This is a genomic window from Achromobacter spanius, assembly GCF_003994415.1.
Taxonomy (GTDB): domain Bacteria; phylum Pseudomonadota; class Gammaproteobacteria; order Burkholderiales; family Burkholderiaceae_B; genus Achromobacter; species Achromobacter spanius_C.
The window spans coordinates 6,643,254-6,661,758 of the sequence record NZ_CP034689.1 but is presented as its reverse complement, the minus strand read 5'-3'; the positions used below and the strand labels follow the sequence as shown (position 1 = coordinate 6,661,758).

General features: G+C 61.7%; 13 protein-coding genes, 3 tRNA genes and 2 pseudogenes. 17 read left to right on the top strand and 1 reads right to left on the bottom strand.

The window, feature by feature from the left end; translation table 11 throughout:
* Window positions 1–590: 590 nt before the first annotated feature.
* From mnmG to ELS24_RS30615, 6 genes and pseudogenes are all read left to right on the top strand, one after another.
* Window positions 591–2,510 carry a tRNA uridine-5-carboxymethylaminomethyl(34) synthesis enzyme MnmG gene (mnmG, locus tag ELS24_RS30640; protein WP_127186505.1) on the top strand — a complete coding sequence of 640 codons (1,920 nt, stop codon included), beginning with the start codon at window positions 591–593 and terminating at the stop codon, window positions 2,508–2,510.
* On the top strand, window positions 2,507–3,232 hold the full coding sequence (rsmG, locus tag ELS24_RS30635) for a 16S rRNA (guanine(527)-N(7))-methyltransferase RsmG (protein WP_127186200.1): 726 nt from the start codon (window positions 2,507–2,509) through the stop codon (window positions 3,230–3,232). Before mnmG ends, rsmG begins: the two co-directional genes overlap by 4 nt.
* Window positions 3,229–4,029 (top strand): ParA family protein, encoded by an 801-nt coding sequence (locus ELS24_RS30630; protein WP_050447337.1) that lies wholly within the window; start codon window positions 3,229–3,231, stop codon window positions 4,027–4,029. Before rsmG ends, ELS24_RS30630 begins: the two co-directional genes overlap by 4 nt.
* A 9-nt stretch (window positions 4,030–4,038) precedes the next feature.
* A complete protein-coding gene (locus ELS24_RS30625; RefSeq protein WP_127186199.1) occupies window positions 4,039–4,863 on the top strand; it encodes a GNAT family N-acetyltransferase in 825 nt (274 codons plus the stop codon).
* Between the two features lie 44 nt (window positions 4,864–4,907).
* Entirely contained in the window at window positions 4,908–5,831 is a 924-nt protein-coding gene (locus ELS24_RS30620; protein WP_050447335.1) for a ParB/RepB/Spo0J family partition protein, read from the top strand.
* Window positions 5,824–6,827 (top strand): annotated as a pseudogene (locus ELS24_RS30615) (asparaginase). Before ELS24_RS30620 ends, ELS24_RS30615 begins: the two are co-directional and overlap by 8 nt.
* Here the strand turns inward: ELS24_RS30615 and ELS24_RS30610 are convergent.
* Window positions 6,821–7,714 (bottom strand): LysR substrate-binding domain-containing protein, encoded by an 894-nt coding sequence (locus tag ELS24_RS30610; RefSeq protein ID WP_050447333.1) that lies wholly within the window; start codon window positions 7,712–7,714, stop codon window positions 6,821–6,823. The pseudogene ELS24_RS30615 and the gene ELS24_RS30610 overlap by 7 nt on opposite strands.
* Before the next feature lie 116 nt (window positions 7,715–7,830).
* Here ELS24_RS30610 and ELS24_RS30605 point away from each other — a divergent pair, with 116 nt between their 5' ends.
* The 11 genes and pseudogenes from ELS24_RS30605 (at window position 7,831) to tuf (ending at window position 18,416) form a co-directional block, all read left to right on the top strand.
* A complete protein-coding gene (locus ELS24_RS30605) occupies window positions 7,831–8,418 on the top strand; it encodes a cysteine dioxygenase family protein (RefSeq protein WP_127186198.1) in 588 nt (195 codons plus the stop codon).
* A gap of 2 nt (window positions 8,419–8,420) precedes the next feature.
* A pseudogene (metC, locus tag ELS24_RS30600) lies at window positions 8,421–9,515 on the top strand (cystathionine beta-lyase); the annotation flags it as partial.
* Between the two features lie 93 nt (window positions 9,516–9,608).
* Window positions 9,609–11,210: a rhodanese-like domain-containing protein gene (locus tag ELS24_RS30595; protein ID WP_127186504.1), complete on the top strand. Its 1,602-nt coding sequence runs from the start codon at window positions 9,609–9,611 to the stop codon at window positions 11,208–11,210.
* 193 nt (window positions 11,211–11,403) lie between these two features.
* Window positions 11,404–12,417, top strand: coding sequence for a Bug family tripartite tricarboxylate transporter substrate binding protein (locus tag ELS24_RS30590; protein ID WP_050447331.1), 1,014 nt, complete (start codon window positions 11,404–11,406; stop codon window positions 12,415–12,417).
* A 251-nt stretch (window positions 12,418–12,668) separates the two neighbouring features.
* Window positions 12,669–14,054 carry a glutamine synthetase family protein gene (locus ELS24_RS30585; protein WP_127186197.1) on the top strand — a complete coding sequence of 462 codons (1,386 nt, stop codon included), beginning with the start codon at window positions 12,669–12,671 and terminating at the stop codon, window positions 14,052–14,054.
* Window positions 14,055–14,084: 30 nt separating this feature from the next.
* Entirely contained in the window at window positions 14,085–15,473 is a 1,389-nt protein-coding gene (locus ELS24_RS30580; protein ID WP_127186196.1) for an aldehyde dehydrogenase family protein, read from the top strand.
* 26 nt (window positions 15,474–15,499) lie between these two features.
* Window positions 15,500–16,663 carry an iron-containing alcohol dehydrogenase gene (locus ELS24_RS30575; protein WP_127186195.1) on the top strand — a complete coding sequence of 388 codons (1,164 nt, stop codon included), beginning with the start codon at window positions 15,500–15,502 and terminating at the stop codon, window positions 16,661–16,663.
* 113 nt (window positions 16,664–16,776) lie between these two features.
* A tRNA-Tyr gene (locus ELS24_RS30570) sits at window positions 16,777–16,863 on the top strand.
* Window positions 16,864–17,008: 145 nt separating this feature from the next.
* Window positions 17,009–17,082, top strand: a tRNA-Gly gene (locus ELS24_RS30565).
* A 12-nt stretch (window positions 17,083–17,094) separates the two neighbouring features.
* Window positions 17,095–17,169 (top strand) — tRNA-Thr (locus ELS24_RS30560).
* A gap of 56 nt (window positions 17,170–17,225) precedes the next feature.
* A complete protein-coding gene (gene tuf, locus ELS24_RS30555) occupies window positions 17,226–18,416 on the top strand; it encodes an elongation factor Tu (RefSeq protein ID WP_006221899.1) in 1,191 nt (396 codons plus the stop codon).
* Window positions 18,417–18,505 lie beyond the last annotated feature (89 nt).

Sequence of the window (18,505 nt, the reverse complement as noted above, 5' to 3'; positions counted from 1 at the left end):
TGTCAGGTGTCCGAAGTCTTCTCCTCGTTTTCTTTTCTCTACTTTTTTCACGTGAAGCTAAAAAAAAGTAGTTTTTTTGGGTAAGGGGTAGGGTAGGGTCAAAATAATTGTTTTTTTCTTTTTGAGTTGACCTTGCTGGCCGCCAATCTTTTTTTCGCCATGTCGATTGGCTCGGACGCATAAGCGGTTAGGCTACGCATGCTTTTTCTTTATCACGCCAATAAATTGCGGCGAAATCGTTGCGATGTTTCACGTGGAACAAAAATGGGAGCGCCAGACAGACGCCAAACCCGTGGTGGTCTGCGCGGGATCTACTTGCTCCACAAGGATGTTCCACGTGAAACATAGCAGCGAACGCGTTCGAGAGATCCAGGTTTGCCACACTTGATAGTGTTTCACGTGGAACATCCTGTGCCGGAAATCAGCAGATGCCGACATATTTTCCCCGTCTAGAAGGGATGTCGTTGTGATTTCCCGACGCTGATCCGGCGTGGACTCCCGCACTTCTCTATCGGCAAACGTTTCACGTGAAACATGCAATCCCTGCCTCTATAATGAGCACCGAACGCCTTCTTATCTTTCCCCTCATCATGGACTATCCCCGCGAATTCGATGTCATCGTCGTCGGTGGCGGCCACGCCGGCACTGAAGCGGCACTGGCTGCCGCGCGCGCTGGCGCCCAGACGCTGCTGTTGACGCACAACATCGAAACCCTAGGCCAAATGTCTTGCAATCCCTCTATTGGTGGGATCGGCAAGGGCCATCTGGTCAAAGAAGTCGACGCCCTGGGTGGCGCGATGGCTTTGGCTACGGACGAAGCGGGTATTCAGTTCCGCATTCTTAACGGCTCCAAGGGGCCGGCTGTGCGTGCAACCCGTGCCCAGGCAGACCGGGTTCTGTACCGGCAAGCCATCCGTGGGCGCTTGGAGAATCAGCCCAACCTGTGGCTGTTCCAGCAGGCGGTGGAAGATCTGATGGTGGAAGGGGACCGGGTAGTCGGTGCCGTCACGCAGGTTGGCTTGAAGTTCCGAGCCAAGACGGTTGTCCTGACCGCGGGGACCTTCTTGAATGGCCTGATTCACGTGGGTCTGCAGAACTATTCGGGTGGCCGCGCGGGTGATCCTCCTGCGATTTCGCTGGGCCAGCGTCTGAAGGAACTCAAGCTTCCCCAGGGGCGTCTGAAAACCGGCACGCCTCCGCGCATTGATGGCCGCTCCATCAACTACAGCATTCTGGAAGAGCAGCCGGGTGACCTGGACCCGGTTCCCGTGTTTTCGTACATGGGCAATGTGGCCATGCACCCCCGGCAGCTCCCTTGCTGGATCACCCATACCAACGCCCGCACCCATGACATCATTCGGGGCGGGCTGGACCGCTCGCCAATGTACAGCGGTGTTATCGAAGGCGTGGGCCCGCGTTATTGCCCGTCGATCGAAGACAAGATCCACCGCTTTGCAGACAAGGAATCGCATCAGGTCTTTCTGGAGCCGGAAGGTCTGGACACGCATGAGGTGTATCCGAACGGCGTGTCGACCAGCCTGCCGTTCGATGTTCAGCTTGATCTGATTCATTCGCTGCGTGGCCTGGAAAATGCGCACATCATGCGCCCCGGCTACGCCATCGAGTACGACTACTTTGATCCACGTGGATTGAAGAGCACGCTTGAGACCAAGGCAATCGGCGGACTTTTCTTCGCTGGTCAGATCAATGGCACGACGGGTTACGAAGAAGCTGCCGCCCAAGGTTTGTTGGCTGGCGTGAATGCGGCCCTGCTATCGCTGGGCCGCGACCAATGGACACCGCGCCGCGACGAAGCTTATTTGGGCGTGCTGGTAGACGACCTGGTTACGCGCGGCGTGACCGAACCCTATCGCATGTTCACGTCGCGCGCCGAGTACCGGCTAAGCCTGCGTGAAGATAATGCCGATTTGCGCCTGACCGAGATCGGCCGCCAATTGGGTATCGTGGACGACGCGCGTTGGAATGCCTTTAACCGTAAGCGCGACGCCGTTGCGGCCGAAGTCGAGCGATTGAAGACGTCATGGGTGAATCCACGCGTGATGCCGTTGGAAATTGCCGAACCCCTGCTGGGCAAGGCGATTGAACGTGAGTACTCACTAGCTGATCTGCTGAAACGTCCGAATGTTTCCTATGAAGCGTTGATGGCCGCACGCAACGTGGACGGATCCCTGTTGGCAGGGCCCGGCGTCGTCGAGGACGACATCCTGGCCGAACAGGTTGAGATCCAGGTGAAGTACGCCGGGTACATCGCCCGCCAGCAAGACGAAGTTCAGAAGCAGATCTCGCATGAACAGCAGCCCATCCCGGCCGATGTCGACTACGACGCCGTGACGAGCCTGTCGTTTGAAGTGCGTCAGAAGCTGAAGACGCATCGTCCGGAAACCGTCGGCCAAGCCGCGCGCATTTCGGGCGTGACGCCCGCCGCAATTTCGTTGCTGCTTATCCACCTGAAGCGCCTGCACTACGGCTCGCGCAAGCAAGCCGCATGACCGCCGATACCCATCTGGCCGGCGCGGACATGGCCGGCCGCCTCTCGCGCGCATGCGAGCAATTGGGGCTGCACGCCGACGCTTCCGCCCAAGCCAAGCTGCTGAACTACCTGGCGCAGATGCAGCGCTGGAATCGCACGTATAACCTCACCGCGATTCGCGACCCGCAACAGATGTTGATCCAACACCTGTTCGACAGCCTGTCCGCGGTTGCTCCATTCAACGAAGCGCTGGGTGCCGCGAGCACATCGGCCAAGATCTTCGACGTGGGGTCTGGCGGCGGTCTGCCTGGTGTGGTGCTTGCGATCATGCAGCCCGCGTGGGCGGTGACCTGCATCGATGCCGTTGAAAAGAAAACCGCATTCGTGCGTCAGATGAGCGGCGCGCTGAGCTTGCCAAACCTGCACGCGCGCCATGCCCGCATCGAAACGCTGGACCCAGCCGAGTGCAACATCGTTACCTCGCGGGCCTTCGCTTCCCTGGACGATTTTGCGCAGCTCGCGGGTCGTCACGTGCGCAACGATGGTACCCTCGTCGCGATGAAGGGCAAGGTCCCCGAAGAGGAAATTCAGGCGTTGCATGCGCGCGGGGAATGGCAGGTCGACCATATTCAGCCGCTTTGCGTGCCGGAGTTGCAAGCAGAACGTTGTCTGATCTGGATGCGCCGCAATGAAGGCCGCGGCGAAGAACGCCGCGAAGGACGCAGTCAAGGAACCCTATGAAGAATTTACCCCCCAGCACAAATGCCCGCGTCTTCTGCATTGCCAACCAAAAGGGCGGTGTGGGCAAGACGACCACCGCCATCAATTTGGCGGCGGGCCTTGCCACGCACAATCAGCGCGTGTTGCTGGTGGACCTGGATCCCCAGGGCAATGCCACGATGGGCAGTGGTATCGACAAGAACGCACTGGAATCGAATCTGTACCAAGTGCTGATTGGCGAGGCCACGATCGAGCAGGCCCGTGTGAAGTCGGAGTCCGGTGGCTACGACGTTCTGCCTGCCAACCGCGAGCTTTCCGGCGCCGAGATTGACCTGGTGCAAATGGAAGAACGCGAGCGGCAGTTGAAGAGGGCGATCGACACCGTCTCCGGCCAATACGATTTCGTGTTGATCGATTGCCCACCGACACTGTCCCTGCTGACGCTCAACGGCTTGGCTGCCGCCCATGGCGTGATCATTCCGATGCAGTGTGAGTACTTCGCGCTGGAAGGCCTGTCCGATCTGGTCAACACCATCAAGCGCGTGCATCGCAACATCAACGACGACCTGCGCGTCATCGGCTTGTTGCGCGTGATGTTCGATCCGCGCATGACCTTGCAACAGCAAGTGTCCGCGCAACTGGAAGCGCACTTCGGCGACAAGGTCTTCAAGACCGTCGTGCCGCGCAACGTGCGCTTGGCTGAAGCACCCAGTTACGGCATGCCGGGCGTGGTGTATGACCGTGCGTCACGGGGCGCGCAAGCCTATATCTCGTTTGGCGCTGAAATGATCGAGCGCGTCAGGAAAGATTTCCAGTAAGCCGTGCTCATGTCCGCAGCCACGCTTCTTGCTCCAACCGCGCCACAGGCATTTTGCACGCCGTCCATCGACGAGCGGGACCGCCTGCGCGTGCGCTTGGAAGAGGTGGCGCTGAACGCGACGGCCGTCAATGCACAGGTGCTCTATGATGGCTGGCTCGTGCGCTTTGCGCATTCGTCGGCCAAACGCGCGCGCAGCGTGAATGTGCTGGGGTTATCCACACGTCCGCTGGACGAGCGGCTGGCGTATTGTTCTTCGTTGTACGCGCGCCATGGCTTGCCCATGGTGCTGCGCATTACCTCCATCGGCCCCGATTTTTCCCTGGATGCCGAGCTGGAGGCCCGTGGTTATACCTTCACCGGTGAGACCCGAGTCATGAGCATGTCGCTCGCCCCCACGCCCAGCGTCCGGGGCGGCTTGTCTTTCAGGAACGTTGATACCGATCGCTTCGCGCAGGCGGTCGGCCTCATGCGCGGTTCGTCATCCGAACACATTGGTGAGCATCAAGCGCGTCTGCAAGGCCTGGCTGTGGATAAGCAGCCGGTGCTGGTTTTTGACGCAGCGGGGCAGTGTGTCGCCGCGGGTCTGGCTGTCCGCGACGATGAACTGCTGGGCCTGTTCGACATCGTCACTGATCCTGGACAACGGCGTAAAGGTTATGCCGACGCCCTGGTGCAGCAGCTCTTGAGCGAGGGCGCCGCCGGTGGCGCCACGACGGCATATTTGCAGGTCGAGCCGGAAAATACGGCCGCGCGGGCCTTGTATGGCCGCTACGGTTTCAAAGACTGTTACGCGTATTGGTACCGACTGCCCGCCGAGCAGCCGGACGCCTGAGCCTGGTCTCGGGATACAAAAACAGAAGGAAAGAGGATTTAACTATGGCCACCAAGAAACCCAAGGGATTGGGTCGCGGACTGGACGCCTTGCTGGGCGCGGACGCGCCTGCGATCGACAACATCGGCCGGGCCGTCGCGGCCAAGCCCGAGGGTCCGCCTTCCACCTTGCCTCTCTCGAAGATGCGCGCCGGCAAGTATCAGCCGCGCACGCGCATGGACGAGGGCGCCTTGGGCGAGCTGGCCGAATCGATCCGCACGCAAGGCATCATGCAACCCATTCTTGTGCGCGCACTGGGCGAAACCGCGCCGGGCCATTACGAGATCATCGCGGGCGAACGCCGTTTCCGCGCGGCCCAACTGGCCGGCCTCAAAGAAGTACCGGTGCTGGTGCGCGAAGTGGCTGACGAAAATGCGGCCGTCATGGCGCTGATCGAAAACATTCAGCGCGAAGACCTGAACCCGCTGGAAGAAGCGCACGGCGTGCGCCGCCTGCTGGACGAATTCGGCCTGACGCACGAGCAGGCTGCGCAAGCAATCGGCCGGTCGCGCTCGGCTACCAGCAACCTGCTGCGCCTGCTGAACCTGGCCGCGCCCGTGCAGACGATGCTGCTGGCCGGCGATGTGGACATGGGCCATGCGCGTGCATTACTGGCCGTGGATGCGGCCACGCAAATCCAGTTGGCCAACCAGATCATCGCGCGCCGCCTGTCGGTGCGCGAAGCGGAAAAACTGGTGGCCAAGACCGCCAAGGAAGCGGAGTCCGCCAGTTCGCCGCGCAAGAAGGCTAACGGGGTTTCGCGCGATCTGACGCGCTTGGAAGAGGCGCTGTCCGATCATTTGGGCACGCGAGTCGCGCTGAAGGTGGGCGCCAAGGAAAAGGGCCAGATCGTCATCGACTTTCACGGTTGGGAACACCTGAATTCACTGCTTGAACGCCAAGGCCTGTCCGGAGTGGTCGATGCCTGAGCGCGCATTGCCGGTGATTGCGGTTCTGGCCACGGGCGGCACGATTGCGGGCGCTCAGGCAGACGCCACGTCGGCGGGATACAAGGCGGGGGCGTTCTCTGTCAATGATCTGTTGGCCGCCGTGCCTCAGTTGGCTCGTATCGCCGACATTCGCGCTGAACAAGTGGCCAACGTGGGCAGCCAGAACATGACGCATGAGGTCTGGCGCACGCTGGCGGCGCGTGTCGACACGCTTTGCCAGGACGCTTCGGTAGCCGGCATCGTGATTACGCACGGCACCGATACGCTTGAAGAAACCGCCTATTTTCTCAGCCTGGTGGTGCAGCACGACAAGCCCGTGGTGCTGGTCGGGCCATGCGGCCGGCAACCGCACTGGGCGCCGAAGGCCCCGCAAATCTTTACAACGCGGTAGCGTTGGCCCGCCATCCGGACGCACGTGGCCGAGGCCCGCTTGTCGTGATGAACGAAGACGTGCACTACGCGCGCGAGATTCAAAAGATCGCCAGTGCCGGCTTGTGCGCATTCGCGTCGCCCAATCGCGGCAGAGCGGGGGTGATGCATGGCGGCGCGCCATGCTTCTATTCCCGCAACACCACGGTTCACACTACACAAAGCGAGCTTTCACTCGCATCATTGGAAGCGGCTGGGTGGCCACGCGTGGACATTGTCTACGCTCACGCAAACCTGCAGGCCGACGTGATCGACTTCCTGACCGACTCGGCCGATGGCATCGTATTGGCCGGCGTGGGCGACGGAAATGCAACGGACCTGGCCATCGACGCCTTGAGCCGCGCCGCCGCTAAAGGCGTGGCGGTGGTGCGTTCCAGCCGCACTGGCAGCGGCTTTGTCGCGCGCGACGTCGAACTGGATGATGGCCGTCTGGACTTTATCGCGGCGCGCGACCTGAACCCGCAGAAGGCTCGCATCCTGTTGATGCTGGCCCTTTCCGTAACTCGCGACACGGCCGCTGTTCAGGCCATTTTCGACCGCTACTGAGCGCCAGGCGGCTCGGCCGCCGCATCGCCCTGCTGTGCCAACCCCAGGTTGCTGCGCAGCATGTCGTAGACCTGGCGCGTCAGCGGATTGATCAGATCACGCCTTATCCACAGGAAGTAGGTAACGTCCGGCAAGGGCGGCAAGCCTTCCTTGTCGCCCAGCACGCGCATCTCGGGCCCCAGCAGTTCCACACTACGCGCCGTCACCCCCAGGCCGGCGCGCAGCGCAGCCTTGATACCCACCAGATTCGGCGCCACGTAATTCGTGTGCCAGCGCACGCGCGCCTGTTCCAGCGCGTTCAACGCCAGGCGGCGAAAGATGCTGGGCTCGTCCGCCAGCACCAGCGGCACGGGCGCGTGCGGGTCATGCATGTAGTCGGCGGACGCTAACCAGACGGTGGGCGAGGTGCGCAGCGCAACCCCTTCGAAATCCTGATCGAAACGCGTGGATATCGTCAGGTCAAGCTCGCCAGCGCGCAGGGCGTCCATCAGGAAAGGGCTGCGGTCCACGCGAATCTCAAGCTTCACGCGGGGAGCTGAACGCGCAATGTGCGTCAGCAGCGTCGGCAAGATGGTGTCGGCCACGTCCAACGGCGCACCCAAGCGCAAATCACCTTCCAGCGGGCCGTCCTGCAGGGCGCGCAGCGCCTCGTCGTTGATGGCCAGCATGTGACGTGCGTATTCCACCAACCGACGCCCATGCGACGACAGCACTTTGTTGCGTCCCTGCTTTTCGAACAGCGGCAAACCAATACTGGCTTCCAGCCGCTGCATCTGTTGCGTAATGGCCGATTGCGTCTTGTGCAGCCGGTTGGCGGCTTCAGAGAACGTGTCGTGCCGTGCAATAGCCGTAAGTGTGCGAAGCAGGTCCAGGTCCAGATTGCGCATGATGTGCCCAAAGTATTAGCGATGCTAATGGAATGTTAAGGCAATTTAAATTGTTGGCACGGCATCGCGGCGATACATTAAACCCAATAACTCGTGAAACAAGAGGGAAAATCATCGTGAGCACCGCACATCCTCATCAGGCTGGTATCGACGCCGCTATCGGAAATATTAAAAAAACTGTAGGAAATAAGGGGCTGAACCGAGACAGCCTCGACGATGTGCTGCAAGAACTAGTGGGGCTGGCCGCGCATACAGATTGGTGGATGGGCGACCGCTACGCACCGCCTGAAGAGGGCGAGCGCCAAGCCCGCTACCTGATTGCTGAAGACGACGACAAAAGCTACGCGCTCTACTTGAACGTCATGCGCCCCGGCAACAAGATCGTGCCGCACAACCACACCACCTGGGCCTGTATCGCCGCCGTGGAGGGTGTGGAATACAACTATGTCTACGACCGCCTGGACGATGGTTCCGTGCCAGGCGTGGGCCGGTTGCAAAAGACGGGCACCGTGGTGGTGGGACCGGGCGCCGGCATCGCGTTGATGCCCGACGATATCCATGCCGTTGAAATCCAGGGCGACAGCGTCATCCGCCATCTGCACATGTATGGCCGCGCGCTGGAAACGCTGGACGAACGCCTGGGATTCGACCTGGAAGCGGGCACCTGCAAGATCATGCCGATCGGCGTGAAGACTCGCCGCTGATCATGAACAAGCCCTACCAGCCCGCAACGCGATTGCTGCGTGCGGGGCGTCCCCATCGAGGGTGGGTGAATACCCCGGTTACGCGCGCCAGCACCTATGTTTTCGATAGCGTCGCTGCCTGGCGTGACACGCGCGAGCGCCGCGAACAAGAGCGCCTGCCGTCTTATGGCGCGCGCGGCACCGACAGCACGCACGCGCTGGAAGACGCCCTGGTGGAGCTGGAGCAGGGCTTTCGCGCAGCGCTGTTCCCCACCGGCCAGGCGGCGATCGCCACGGTATTGCTGGCGTATCTGCGCGCGGGCGATCACGTCCTGATTACCGACGCGGTGTATGAGCCGGTGCGCCGATTCTGCGCGGAGCATCTGACGCGCCTGGGTATCGAACATACGTTCTACCGGCCGAACGGTGCGGGCATAGAAGCCTTGATCCAACCCAACACCCGAATGATCTACGCCGAAGCGCCGGGCTCACTGACCTATGAGCTGCCGGACCTTTGCGAGTTATCCACAGCCGCGAAAAAACACGGTTGCTGGCTGGCTGTGGATAACACGTGGGCGTCGGGTTTGATATACAAACCGCTCACGCTGGGCGCTGATATTTCCATACTGGCCGCCACCAAATATCTCGGTGGACATGCCGACGTGATGATGGGCGCCGTCGTCGTCAATGCGCGCGCCTGGCGCCCGCTTGAGCGCGCCACCATCGACTTTGGCCAGACCGTGGGCGCTGATGACGCTTTCCTGGTGTTGCGCGGGATGCGTTCGCTGCCCCTGCGCATGGCTCAGCACGAAAAGAACGCAATGCGGGTCGCGCAATTTCTGCAGGAACGCCGCGAAGTTGCCCGTGTGCTGTGCCCCGCCTTGCCTGGTGACCCGTCGCACGCGGTGTGGTTGCGCGACTGCACCGGCGCCAATGGGCTGCTGACGGTGGAACTGGATGGCGCCTATAACGCCCAGGACGCCGAGCGGTTGATCGACAACCTGCGCCTGTTTGGCATCGGCGCGTCGTGGGGCGGCTTTGAAAGCCTGGTGATTCCGGTGCAGCTTGCGTCGCGCGCGCTGCCGGACCCGACGCCACGCGGCGCCATGCTGCGACTGCATATTGGCCTTGAAGACCCCGAAGACCTGATCAGCGACTTGGAACAAGCCCTGTCAGCGTTGACCTTATCCCCCCGGATCTCCTTGAATTCCATGACGACGCATCCCACCTCAGCCCCTTCCATCGCAACCGTTGATTCCCACACGCTCAAACAGTGGCTGCACGATGGCAGCGAGATCGCCTTGCTGGATGTGCGCGAACACGGGCAGTACGGTGAATCCCATCTGTTCTACGCGGTGCCCGTTCCGTACAGCCGGCTGGAGGTGGACATCCTGCGCCTGGCCCCCCGCCACGACGTGCGCGTGGTTGTGTACGACAACGGCGGCGACGACAGCACGGCAGAACGCGCCGCCCGCGCATTGGCGCGACTGGGTTACGGCAACGTGCATCGCCTGGCCGGCGGCATTGCCCAATGGCAGCGCGACGGCTACGCCGCTTTCGCTGGCGTGAATGTCCCCAGCAAAACCTTTGGCGAATTGGCCGAAGAAGTTTTCCACACCCCCCGCATCGGCGCCCGTGAACTGGCCGAGCGCCAGAGGCGTGGCGACGATTTGATTGTGCTGGACGGCAGGCCTTACGCCGAATACCAAAAAATGAGCATCCCCGGTGGCATATGCTGCCCGAATGGCGAGTTGGCGCTGCGCGCCCACACGCTGGTAAAGGATCCGAACACAACGATCGTCATCAACTGCGCCGGCCGCACACGCAGCATCATTGGCGCCCAGACGCTGATCAACCTGGGGGTGCCCAACCCTGTCTACGCGCTTGAGAACGGCACGCAGGGCTGGTATCTGGAAGACCTGCAACTTGAACACGGTGCGCGCCGCCGCTATGACGATGGCGTGTCGCCGGAAGCGCTGCCCGCGCTGGCTGCGCGATCGGCGCAACTGGCCCAGCGTCATGGCGTGCCGGTGGTGGATGCCCGCACGGTGCAGGCGTGGCTGCTCGACCCCAAGCGCACGACGTTCCTGTGCGACGTGCGCAGCGCTGAAGAGTTTTCGCAAGGGTCCTTGCCGGGAGCGCAGCACACGCCGGGCGGCCAACTGGTGCAGGCCACGGACCAGTACCTGGCTGTGCGCGGCGCGCGGATCGTGGTGTTCGACGCCGAGGGCGTGCGCGCGCCGGTCGTGGCGAGCTGGTTGCGGCAGATGGGCTGGGACGCTTGCGTGCTGGAAGAGGGCGTGCACGCCGCCTTGGTGCATGAGGCACCGATGCCGCGGACCCCGCACCTTTCCGTTTTGACCGACGCGGCGCTGGCGGCAGTCTTGCCGCAGGGCGTGCAGGCTGTCGATATCCGCCCAGGCATGCGATATCGCGCCGGACATATCTCCGGCGCACAGTGGTCCATCCGCCCGCGTCTGGACCGCTTGAACCTGGACCCGGCGCGTCCCGTCGTCCTGCTGGCCGACGACGCCGACCTGGCCGCGTGGGCAGCCGAGGACTTGCGTGCCTTGGGTATGCGCGACATCAAGGTGAACACCGGCACGCCAGCCAGTTGGTCGGCGGCGGGCATCGCGCTTGAAGTCACGCCCGCCGTGCCCTCGGACGAAACGTGCATCGACTATCTGTTTTTCGTCCATGACCGTCACGATGGCAACAAGGCCGCGGCGCGTCAGTATCTGGCGTGGGAGACCAACCTGGTCAAGCAGATTGATGAGCGCGAATTGGCCACGTACCGCTTTCCAGCAAGTTAGCGCGGACCCGCTACCGCGCGCTGGATAGCGCGCACGCCGCAATGGCCCGCAGAGGCCCAGGCGGCACACCACATGCATCAACCCGATTAATACGCCCCGGCGGCAGGTGCCGACGGGGTGCGGACGGTTCATGGCGAACCGGAATGCAAAGCATGGCCGCGTATCCGGCCTTTACGACAAGGGGAAAATCCACATGAAGCACCACGCATTGCACACCTGCGGCGCCGTCGCATTCACCGTCGCGGCATTGGTCGGGGGCGCAAGCGCCCAGGCACAAGCTCAAGCGCAAACCCTGCAGGCGCCGGCCGACTATCCGAAGCAGGCCATTACTGTCGTTTCGCCGTTTCCGCCTGGGGGCGGCAACGACAATGTGTCGCGTCTGATCGCGCAAGAGTTGGGTGCCATCACAGGCCAAAGCGTCGTCGTGGAAAACCGTTCTGGCGCGGGCGGCAATGTGGGCACGGCGCAGGTCTCGCGCGCCAAGCCTGACGGCTACACACTGGTGATGTCGCAAACCAGCGTCATGGCAGTCAATCCGCGTCTTTACAAGAACGTGGGCTTTGATCCCGTCAAAGACTTCATGCCGATCTCGCAGATCACGTCCGCGCCGCTGGTGCTGGTGGCGCGCACCGAGAGCCCGTACAAGACCATGGCCGACTACCTGGAGGCCGCGCGCAAACAACCGGGCATCATCACCTACGCCACGCCGGGCAACGGCACCATGAGCCACCTGATGGGCGCGCTGGTGTCCAAGAAGGCGGGCGTGACCCTGGTGCACGTGCCGTATCGCGGCGCGGCGCCGGCCATCACCGACCTGATGGGCGGCACGGTCGACATGCTGATCACGTCGCCAGCGTCGGCTGAACCCATGGTGGCCGCCGGCAAACTGCGCATCCTGGCGTTGAGCCATGAGAACAGCGTCGGTATCTTCAAGGGCGCGCCCACGCTGAAGCAAAGCGGCCTGGACGGCATCACGGCTGATGACTGGTACGGCCTGTTCGCCCCGGCGGGTACTCCGCCCGAGCGCGTTGCCTATCTGGCGCAAGCAGTCAGCCAGGCAATGAAGTCGCCCAAGGTGATTGCAAAGATCAACAGTGGCGGCAGTTGGCCGGTGGGCAGCCAGCCTGATGCGTTCAAGACACGCCTGCAGGAAGACACGGTCTACTGGGCCGACATGGTGAAGACGGCGGGCGTATCGCTGGATTAAGGCCTGCGTGAGACGTCAGCAACAGGCGGCCATGTGCCGCCTGTTTCGCTTGCGTGTTCGCCATGCGCCCTGGAATTGCTTGCCAGCTACCTAGGGAAACTACTGCATGCTCAAGGCTGCAAATTCGCGGCAAGGTGTCTAGACTCGGAGAAACCCTGAGAGCACGCCACGCGATATTCCCTTGTCCGGCAAGGGCGCCGTGGCGCTTGCCCGCAGTCCAACGCAAGGCTTCAGCCACAAGGTGAACGAGCATGCATTCACTAGGGGTAGCAACGGTGGAAGACGCGGAACGTCTGGTGCAATCCAGTTCGCTTTCGCATATCAAGGTGGGCTTGTCTGACGTCGACGGCGTCATGCTGGGCAAGTACCTGCGGCGCGACAAATTCCTGGGGGCGCTGCGCTCGGGCTTGGCGTTTTGCGACGTGGTGTTCGGTTGGGACCTGGACGACCAACTCTACGACAACACCAAGTACACCGGCTGGCACACGGCCTATCCCGATGCCAAGCTGCGCATCCTGCCCCACACCGGTCGTCGCCTGCCACTGGAGCAGGGGCCTGGGGGCGAAGACATGCTGCTGTTCCTGGCCGAGTTCGAAGGCGATGCGGCCGCCATCTGCCCGCGCCGCTTGCTGCAACGTACGCTGGATCGCGCGGAGGGCATGGGCTACGACGTCTACGCCGCGCTGGAATATGAATTCTTCATGTTCCGTGAAACGCCCCACTCCGTGCGCGCAAAGCACTATCGCAATATGGAGAACTGGACGCCGGGCAACTTCGGCTATTCCATGTTGCGCAGCACGGTCGAAGGCGACTTCTACCGTAAGCTGCTGGACATGTGCGAACGCATGGACATGCCCATCGAAGGCCTGCACACGGAAACCGGGCCGGGGGTGCTGGAAGCGGCCATCGCCGTGGACAAGGCCGCGGCCGCTGGCGACAAAGCGTTCCTGTTCAAGACATTCACCAAGGCGTTGGCGCAGCAGAACGGCTTGATGGCGACGTTCATGGCCAAGTGGTCGCACGACCATCCCGGTCAAAGCGGCCACATTCATCTGTCCTTGCGTGACGCGAAAAGTGGCCGCTCGGCCTTCTATGATGAATCGCAGCCGCACGGCATGAGCGCGGTGCAGGTCTCGTTCATGGCGGGCGTGCAACGCTATCTGCCGGAGTTCATGGCGCTGTACGCCCAGACCATCAACAGCTATTCGCGGCTGGTGCCGGGGTATTGGGCGCCGCTGGACGCCACCTGGGGCATGGAGAACCGCACCACCGCGTTACGCCTCATCCCCGGCAGCGACAAGTCGCAGCGTGTTGAGGTGCGCATCGGATCGGCGGATGCCAATCCGTATCTGGCGCTCTCCGCCGCCTTGGCGTCCGGCCTGTACGGCATTCAGCTGGGTCTGGTGCCAGAACCGATGGTGCAGGGCAACGCCTACACCCAGCAGTTCCCCGCCCACATGCATTTGCCCACCACGCTGTGGGAGGCGGCACAACGCTTGCGCGAGTCCGAGGCCGCGCGTCACCTGTTCGGCGACGCCTTCGTAGAACACTACGCCGCAACCCGGGAATGGGAAGAGCGGCAGTTCCGGCGCCATGTCACCGACTGGGAGCTTGCTCGCTATTTCGAGATCATCTGATTCGAGTCCAACTGTTTGCATAGGGCCACCATGACCGAGGAACTCATCACCATCAGTCCCATCGACGGACGCGAGGTCGTCCGGCGTGCCTACGCCAGCGAAGCGCAGATCTCGCGCACGCTGGCTCAGGCACATTCCGCGCAACCGGCCTGGCAGGCGTTGGGTATTGCACAGCGGGGGCGCATCGTATCGGCGGCCGTCGACAAGGTGGTCGCGGCCCGCAACGAAATCGCTCGTGCGATCACGATTCAGATGGGCCGGCCGTTGCGCTACACGCCGGGTGAAGTGGACGGCTTCGAGGCTCGCGCACGCCACATGATCTCGATTGCCGATGAAGCGCTGGCGCCCATACAGGTGCCCGAGCAGACTGGCTTCACGCGCTTCATTCGTCGCGAGCCAATTGGCGTTGCGTTGACCATCGCGCCCTGGAATTACCCGCTGCTGACCGCTGTGAACAGCATCGTGCCGGCCTTGATGGCCGGCAACACCGTGATTCTGAAGCACTCTGATCAAACCCCCTTGTGTGCGGAACTGCTTGAACGGGCATTTCGCGACGCCGGCGTTCCTCAGGGCGTGTTCCAGCACCTGCATGCAAACCATGACACGGTGCAAAGGCTGATCCGCGCGCCGGAGATTGGCTACGTATCGTTCACGGGTTCGGTACGCGGGGGCCGCATCGTGGAGGAAAGCGCGGCGGGCCGGTTCATCGGCGTGGGTTTGGAACTGGGAGGTAACGATCCCGCCTATGTGCGCGACGACGCCAACATGGACCACGCAGTTGAATCCCTGGTCGACGGCGCGTTCTTCAATTCTGGTCAGTCCTGCTGTGGTATTCAACGCATCTACGTGGCGCAGTCGCGATACGATGACTTCCTTGAACGAACGGTCGCGCTGACCAAGGCTTATGTACTGGGTAACCCCTTGCATGAGACCACGACGTTGGGGCCGGTGGTTCGTGCCCGCGCCGCGGCGGAAATTCGTGATGTTGTTGGCGACGCCATTTCGGCTGGCGCCAAAAATATGATGGATCAATCGCATTTCAATAATGCGAGTGAAGGCTCGTGTTATGTCGCCCCAGCGATCCTTACGCGAGTAAACCATCGCATGCGTATCATGAACGACGAATGCTTCGGACCTGTTGTCGGCATCATGCCGGTCGCGGGCGATGACGAAGCCGTCGCATTGATGAATGACAGCCCCTACGGCCTGACGGCGGCGGTATACACGCAAGATGAAGCGGCCGCGCTGACACTTGGTGCGCAAGTGCGCACCGGCACGTTCTTCATGAATCGCTGCGACTACCTGGATCCGGCCCTGGCCTGGACGGGCGTCAAGAACACGGGCCGCGGCGTGTCCCTGTCCGTCATTGGCTACGAACAGCTTACCCAGGCCAAATCCTTCCATCTGCGCAGCGTCTGATCCAAGGCGTCTTCAGGAACCGAATCATGACCGTGCCCAGCGTTAACTGGAACTACCCGACTGCCATCAAGGCCGGCCCGGGCCGCGTGAAAGAACTGCCCGAATGGTGCCGCGAACTTGGCATGACGCGCCCGCTGCTCGTCACCGATCCGGGCCTGGCCCCCTTGCCGATGGTGGCAAACGCCGCGCTGGCGTGCAATCAATTGGGCTTGGCGTGTGCGGTTTTTCATGAGATCAAGGGAAATCCCACCGGCCGGAATGTGGAAGATGGTGTGGCGGCCTACCAGCAGGGCGGGCACGACGGCGTCATTGCCTTCGGCGGCGGCTCCGCGTTGGACGCTGCCAAGGCGATTGCGTTGATGGTGGGGCAAGATCGTCCCTTATGGGACTTCGAGGATATCGGCGACAACTACCTGCGTGTGAACGTCGCCGGCATGGCACCGGTGGTGGCCGTGCCGACCACGGCAGGCACCGGGTCGGAAGTGGGGCGGGCTTCGGTCATCACGGATGAAGCCGCAGAGGTCAAACGCATCATCTTCCACGCGCGGATGCTGCCGGCCATCGTCATTCTGGATGCCGAGCTGACACTGGGCCTGCCGCCCAGGATCACCGCCGCGACCGGCATGGACGCGCTATCGCACAACCTTGAGGCGTATTGCTCTCCGTTTTTTCATCCGATGGCCGCGGGCATCGCCATCGAAGGCATGCGGATGATCAAGGAATACCTGCCGCAAGTGGTGGCGGACGGCTCGAATGTGCAGGCGCGTCAGCAAATGCTTGTGGCGTCCACCATGGGCGCCACTGCCTTCCAGCGCGGCCTGGGCGCCATGCATGCCTTGGCGCATCCCTTGGGCGCGCTGTACGACGCGCATCACGGCATGCTCAATGCCATCTTGATGCCTTATGTGCTCAAGGCGAACCAGCACGCGGTCGCGCCCAGGTTGGAAGCGCTGGCGCGTTACCTCGACCTTCCGGCCACTGGGCCCGGCGCGGTGCTGGATTGGGTGCTGCGCTTGCGCGAGGCGGTGGGCATTCCCCATACGCTGGCCGAGATCGGCATCGACGAGGCGCAAGCCGAGCGGGTAGGGCGCATGGCCAGTGAGGATCCGTCTGGTGGAACAAACCCCATTGTTTTCACCGCCGATGAGTATTCACAACTTTTGCAAGCAGCAATTCGCGGAAACCTGTAAACTTCGCCCCCTCTGCGCGGAAACGCGAGTGGTTGAACAAAAGTTTTTGAATATTTTCATCTGGAAGGTTTGACACCGGATTCGAAAGTGTTCATAATCTCAAGTTCTCCGCTGGAGGGGTGCCCGAGTGGTTAAAGGGGGCAGACTGTAAATCTGTTGGCCTTGCGCCTACATTGGTTCGAATCCAATCTCCTCCACCAGAGACCCAACTCTAAATCCAGGCGATGTCTGCCTGGATTTTAAAATTAGGCCTAGGGAACTGGGCGGCCTTCGCAAAGAAGGTTGTAAAGTTCCCCAGGCCTTGATTTTGAGGGTTTGGGAAATGAGATGGTGAATGGGTATGCCGCGGGTGTAGCTCAATGGTAGAGCAGAAGCCTTCCAAGCTTACGACGAGGGTTCGATTCCCTTCACCCGCTCCAAGATTTTTAAATGCCCATGTGGCTCAGTGGTAGAGCACTCCCTTGGTAAGGGAGAGGTCGCGCGTTCGATCCGCGCCATGGGCACCACAAATTTCCAAGTTCTTTTCTTCAGTCTGAAGCGCAATCCAGGTCAGGAGTCAGCCATGGCAAAAGGCAAGTTTGAACGTACCAAGCCGCACGTGAACGTGGGTACGATTGGTCACGTTGACCACGGCAAAACGACGTTGACGGCAGCTATCACGACCGTTCTGTCGAACAAGTTCGGTGGCGAAGCCAAGGGCTACGACCAGATCGATGCGACTCCTGAAGAAAAGGCTCGCGGCATCACGATCAACACCGCTCACGTCGAGTACGAAACGGAAGCGCGTCACTACGCTCACGTTGACTGCCCGGGCCACGCTGACTATGTGAAGAACATGATCACGGGCGCGGCGCAAATGGACGGCGCGATCCTGGTTGTGTCGGCCGCTGACGGCCCGATGCCGCAAACGCGTGAACACATCCTGCTGAGCCGCCAAGTTGGCGTGCCGTACATCATCGTCTTCCTGAACAAGGCTGACATGGTTGACGACGCCGAGCTGCTCGAGCTGGTGGAAATGGAAGTTCGCGAACTGCTGTCGAAGTACGACTTCCCGGGTGATGACACCCCGATCGTCAAGGGTTCGGCCAAGCTGGCGCTGGAAGGCGACAAGGGCGAACTGGGCGAGCAAGCCATCATGGCTTTGGCCGCTGCACTGGATTCGTACATCCCGACGCCCGAGCGCGCCGTGGACGGCACGTTCCTGATGCCGGTTGAAGACGTGTTCTCGATCTCGGGTCGTGGCACGGTGGTTACCGGCCGTATCGAACGCGGCATCGTGAAGGTCGGCGAAGAAATCGAAATCGTGGGCCTGGTGCCGACGGTCAAGACGACTTGCACGGGTGTTGAAATGTTCCGCAAGCTGCTCGACCAAGGTCAAGCTGGCGACAACGTGGGCATTCTGCTGCGCGGCACCAAGCGTGAAGACGTCCAGCGTGGTCAAGTGTTGGCCAAGCCGGGTTCGATCACGCCGCACACGGACTTCACGTCCGAGGTGTACATCCTGTCCAAGGAAGAAGGCGGCCGTCACACTCCGTTCTTCCAAGGCTATCGTCCCCAGTTCTACTTCCGCACGACGGACGTGACGGGCACGATCGAGCTGCCGGCCGACAAGGAAATGGTTCTGCCGGGCGACAACGTGGCCATGACGGTCAAGCTGTTGGCTCCGATCGCCATGGAAGAAGGCCTGCGTTTCGCCATCCGTGAAGGCGGTCGTACCGTCGGCGCCGGCGTCGTCGCCAAGATCCTGAAGTAAGCAATACCCGGATGGGTAGAGTGGACTCTCAAGTCCCTCTATCCATCTTTGCTGTAAAAGTAGTATGATGTTCGGTTCCGTGACCATGC

What these genes read in the sequence shown, in the direction of transcription:
- mnmG (WP_127186505.1), top strand. Translation starts at nt 591, where the DNA reads ATGGACTATCCCCGCGAATTCGATGTCATCGTCGTCGGTGGCGGCCAC.
- rsmG (WP_127186200.1), top strand. Translation starts at nt 2,507, where the DNA reads ATGACCGCCGATACCCATCTGGCCGGCGCGGACATGGCCGGCCGCCTC.
- ELS24_RS30630 (WP_050447337.1), top strand. Translation starts at nt 3,229, where the DNA reads ATGAAGAATTTACCCCCCAGCACAAATGCCCGCGTCTTCTGCATTGCC.
- ELS24_RS30625 (WP_127186199.1), top strand. Translation starts at nt 4,039, where the DNA reads ATGTCCGCAGCCACGCTTCTTGCTCCAACCGCGCCACAGGCATTTTGC.
- ELS24_RS30620 (WP_050447335.1), top strand. Translation starts at nt 4,908, where the DNA reads ATGGCCACCAAGAAACCCAAGGGATTGGGTCGCGGACTGGACGCCTTG.
- ELS24_RS30610 (WP_050447333.1), bottom strand. Translation starts at nt 7,714, where the DNA reads ATGCGCAATCTGGACCTGGACCTGCTTCGCACACTTACGGCTATTGCA.
- ELS24_RS30595 (WP_127186504.1), top strand. Translation starts at nt 9,609, where the DNA reads ATGACGACGCATCCCACCTCAGCCCCTTCCATCGCAACCGTTGATTCC.
- ELS24_RS30590 (WP_050447331.1), top strand. Translation starts at nt 11,404, where the DNA reads ATGAAGCACCACGCATTGCACACCTGCGGCGCCGTCGCATTCACCGTC.
- ELS24_RS30585 (WP_127186197.1), top strand. Translation starts at nt 12,669, where the DNA reads ATGCATTCACTAGGGGTAGCAACGGTGGAAGACGCGGAACGTCTGGTG.
- ELS24_RS30580 (WP_127186196.1), top strand. Translation starts at nt 14,085, where the DNA reads ATGACCGAGGAACTCATCACCATCAGTCCCATCGACGGACGCGAGGTC.
- ELS24_RS30575 (WP_127186195.1), top strand. Translation starts at nt 15,500, where the DNA reads ATGACCGTGCCCAGCGTTAACTGGAACTACCCGACTGCCATCAAGGCC.
- tuf (WP_006221899.1), top strand. Translation starts at nt 17,226, where the DNA reads ATGGCAAAAGGCAAGTTTGAACGTACCAAGCCGCACGTGAACGTGGGT.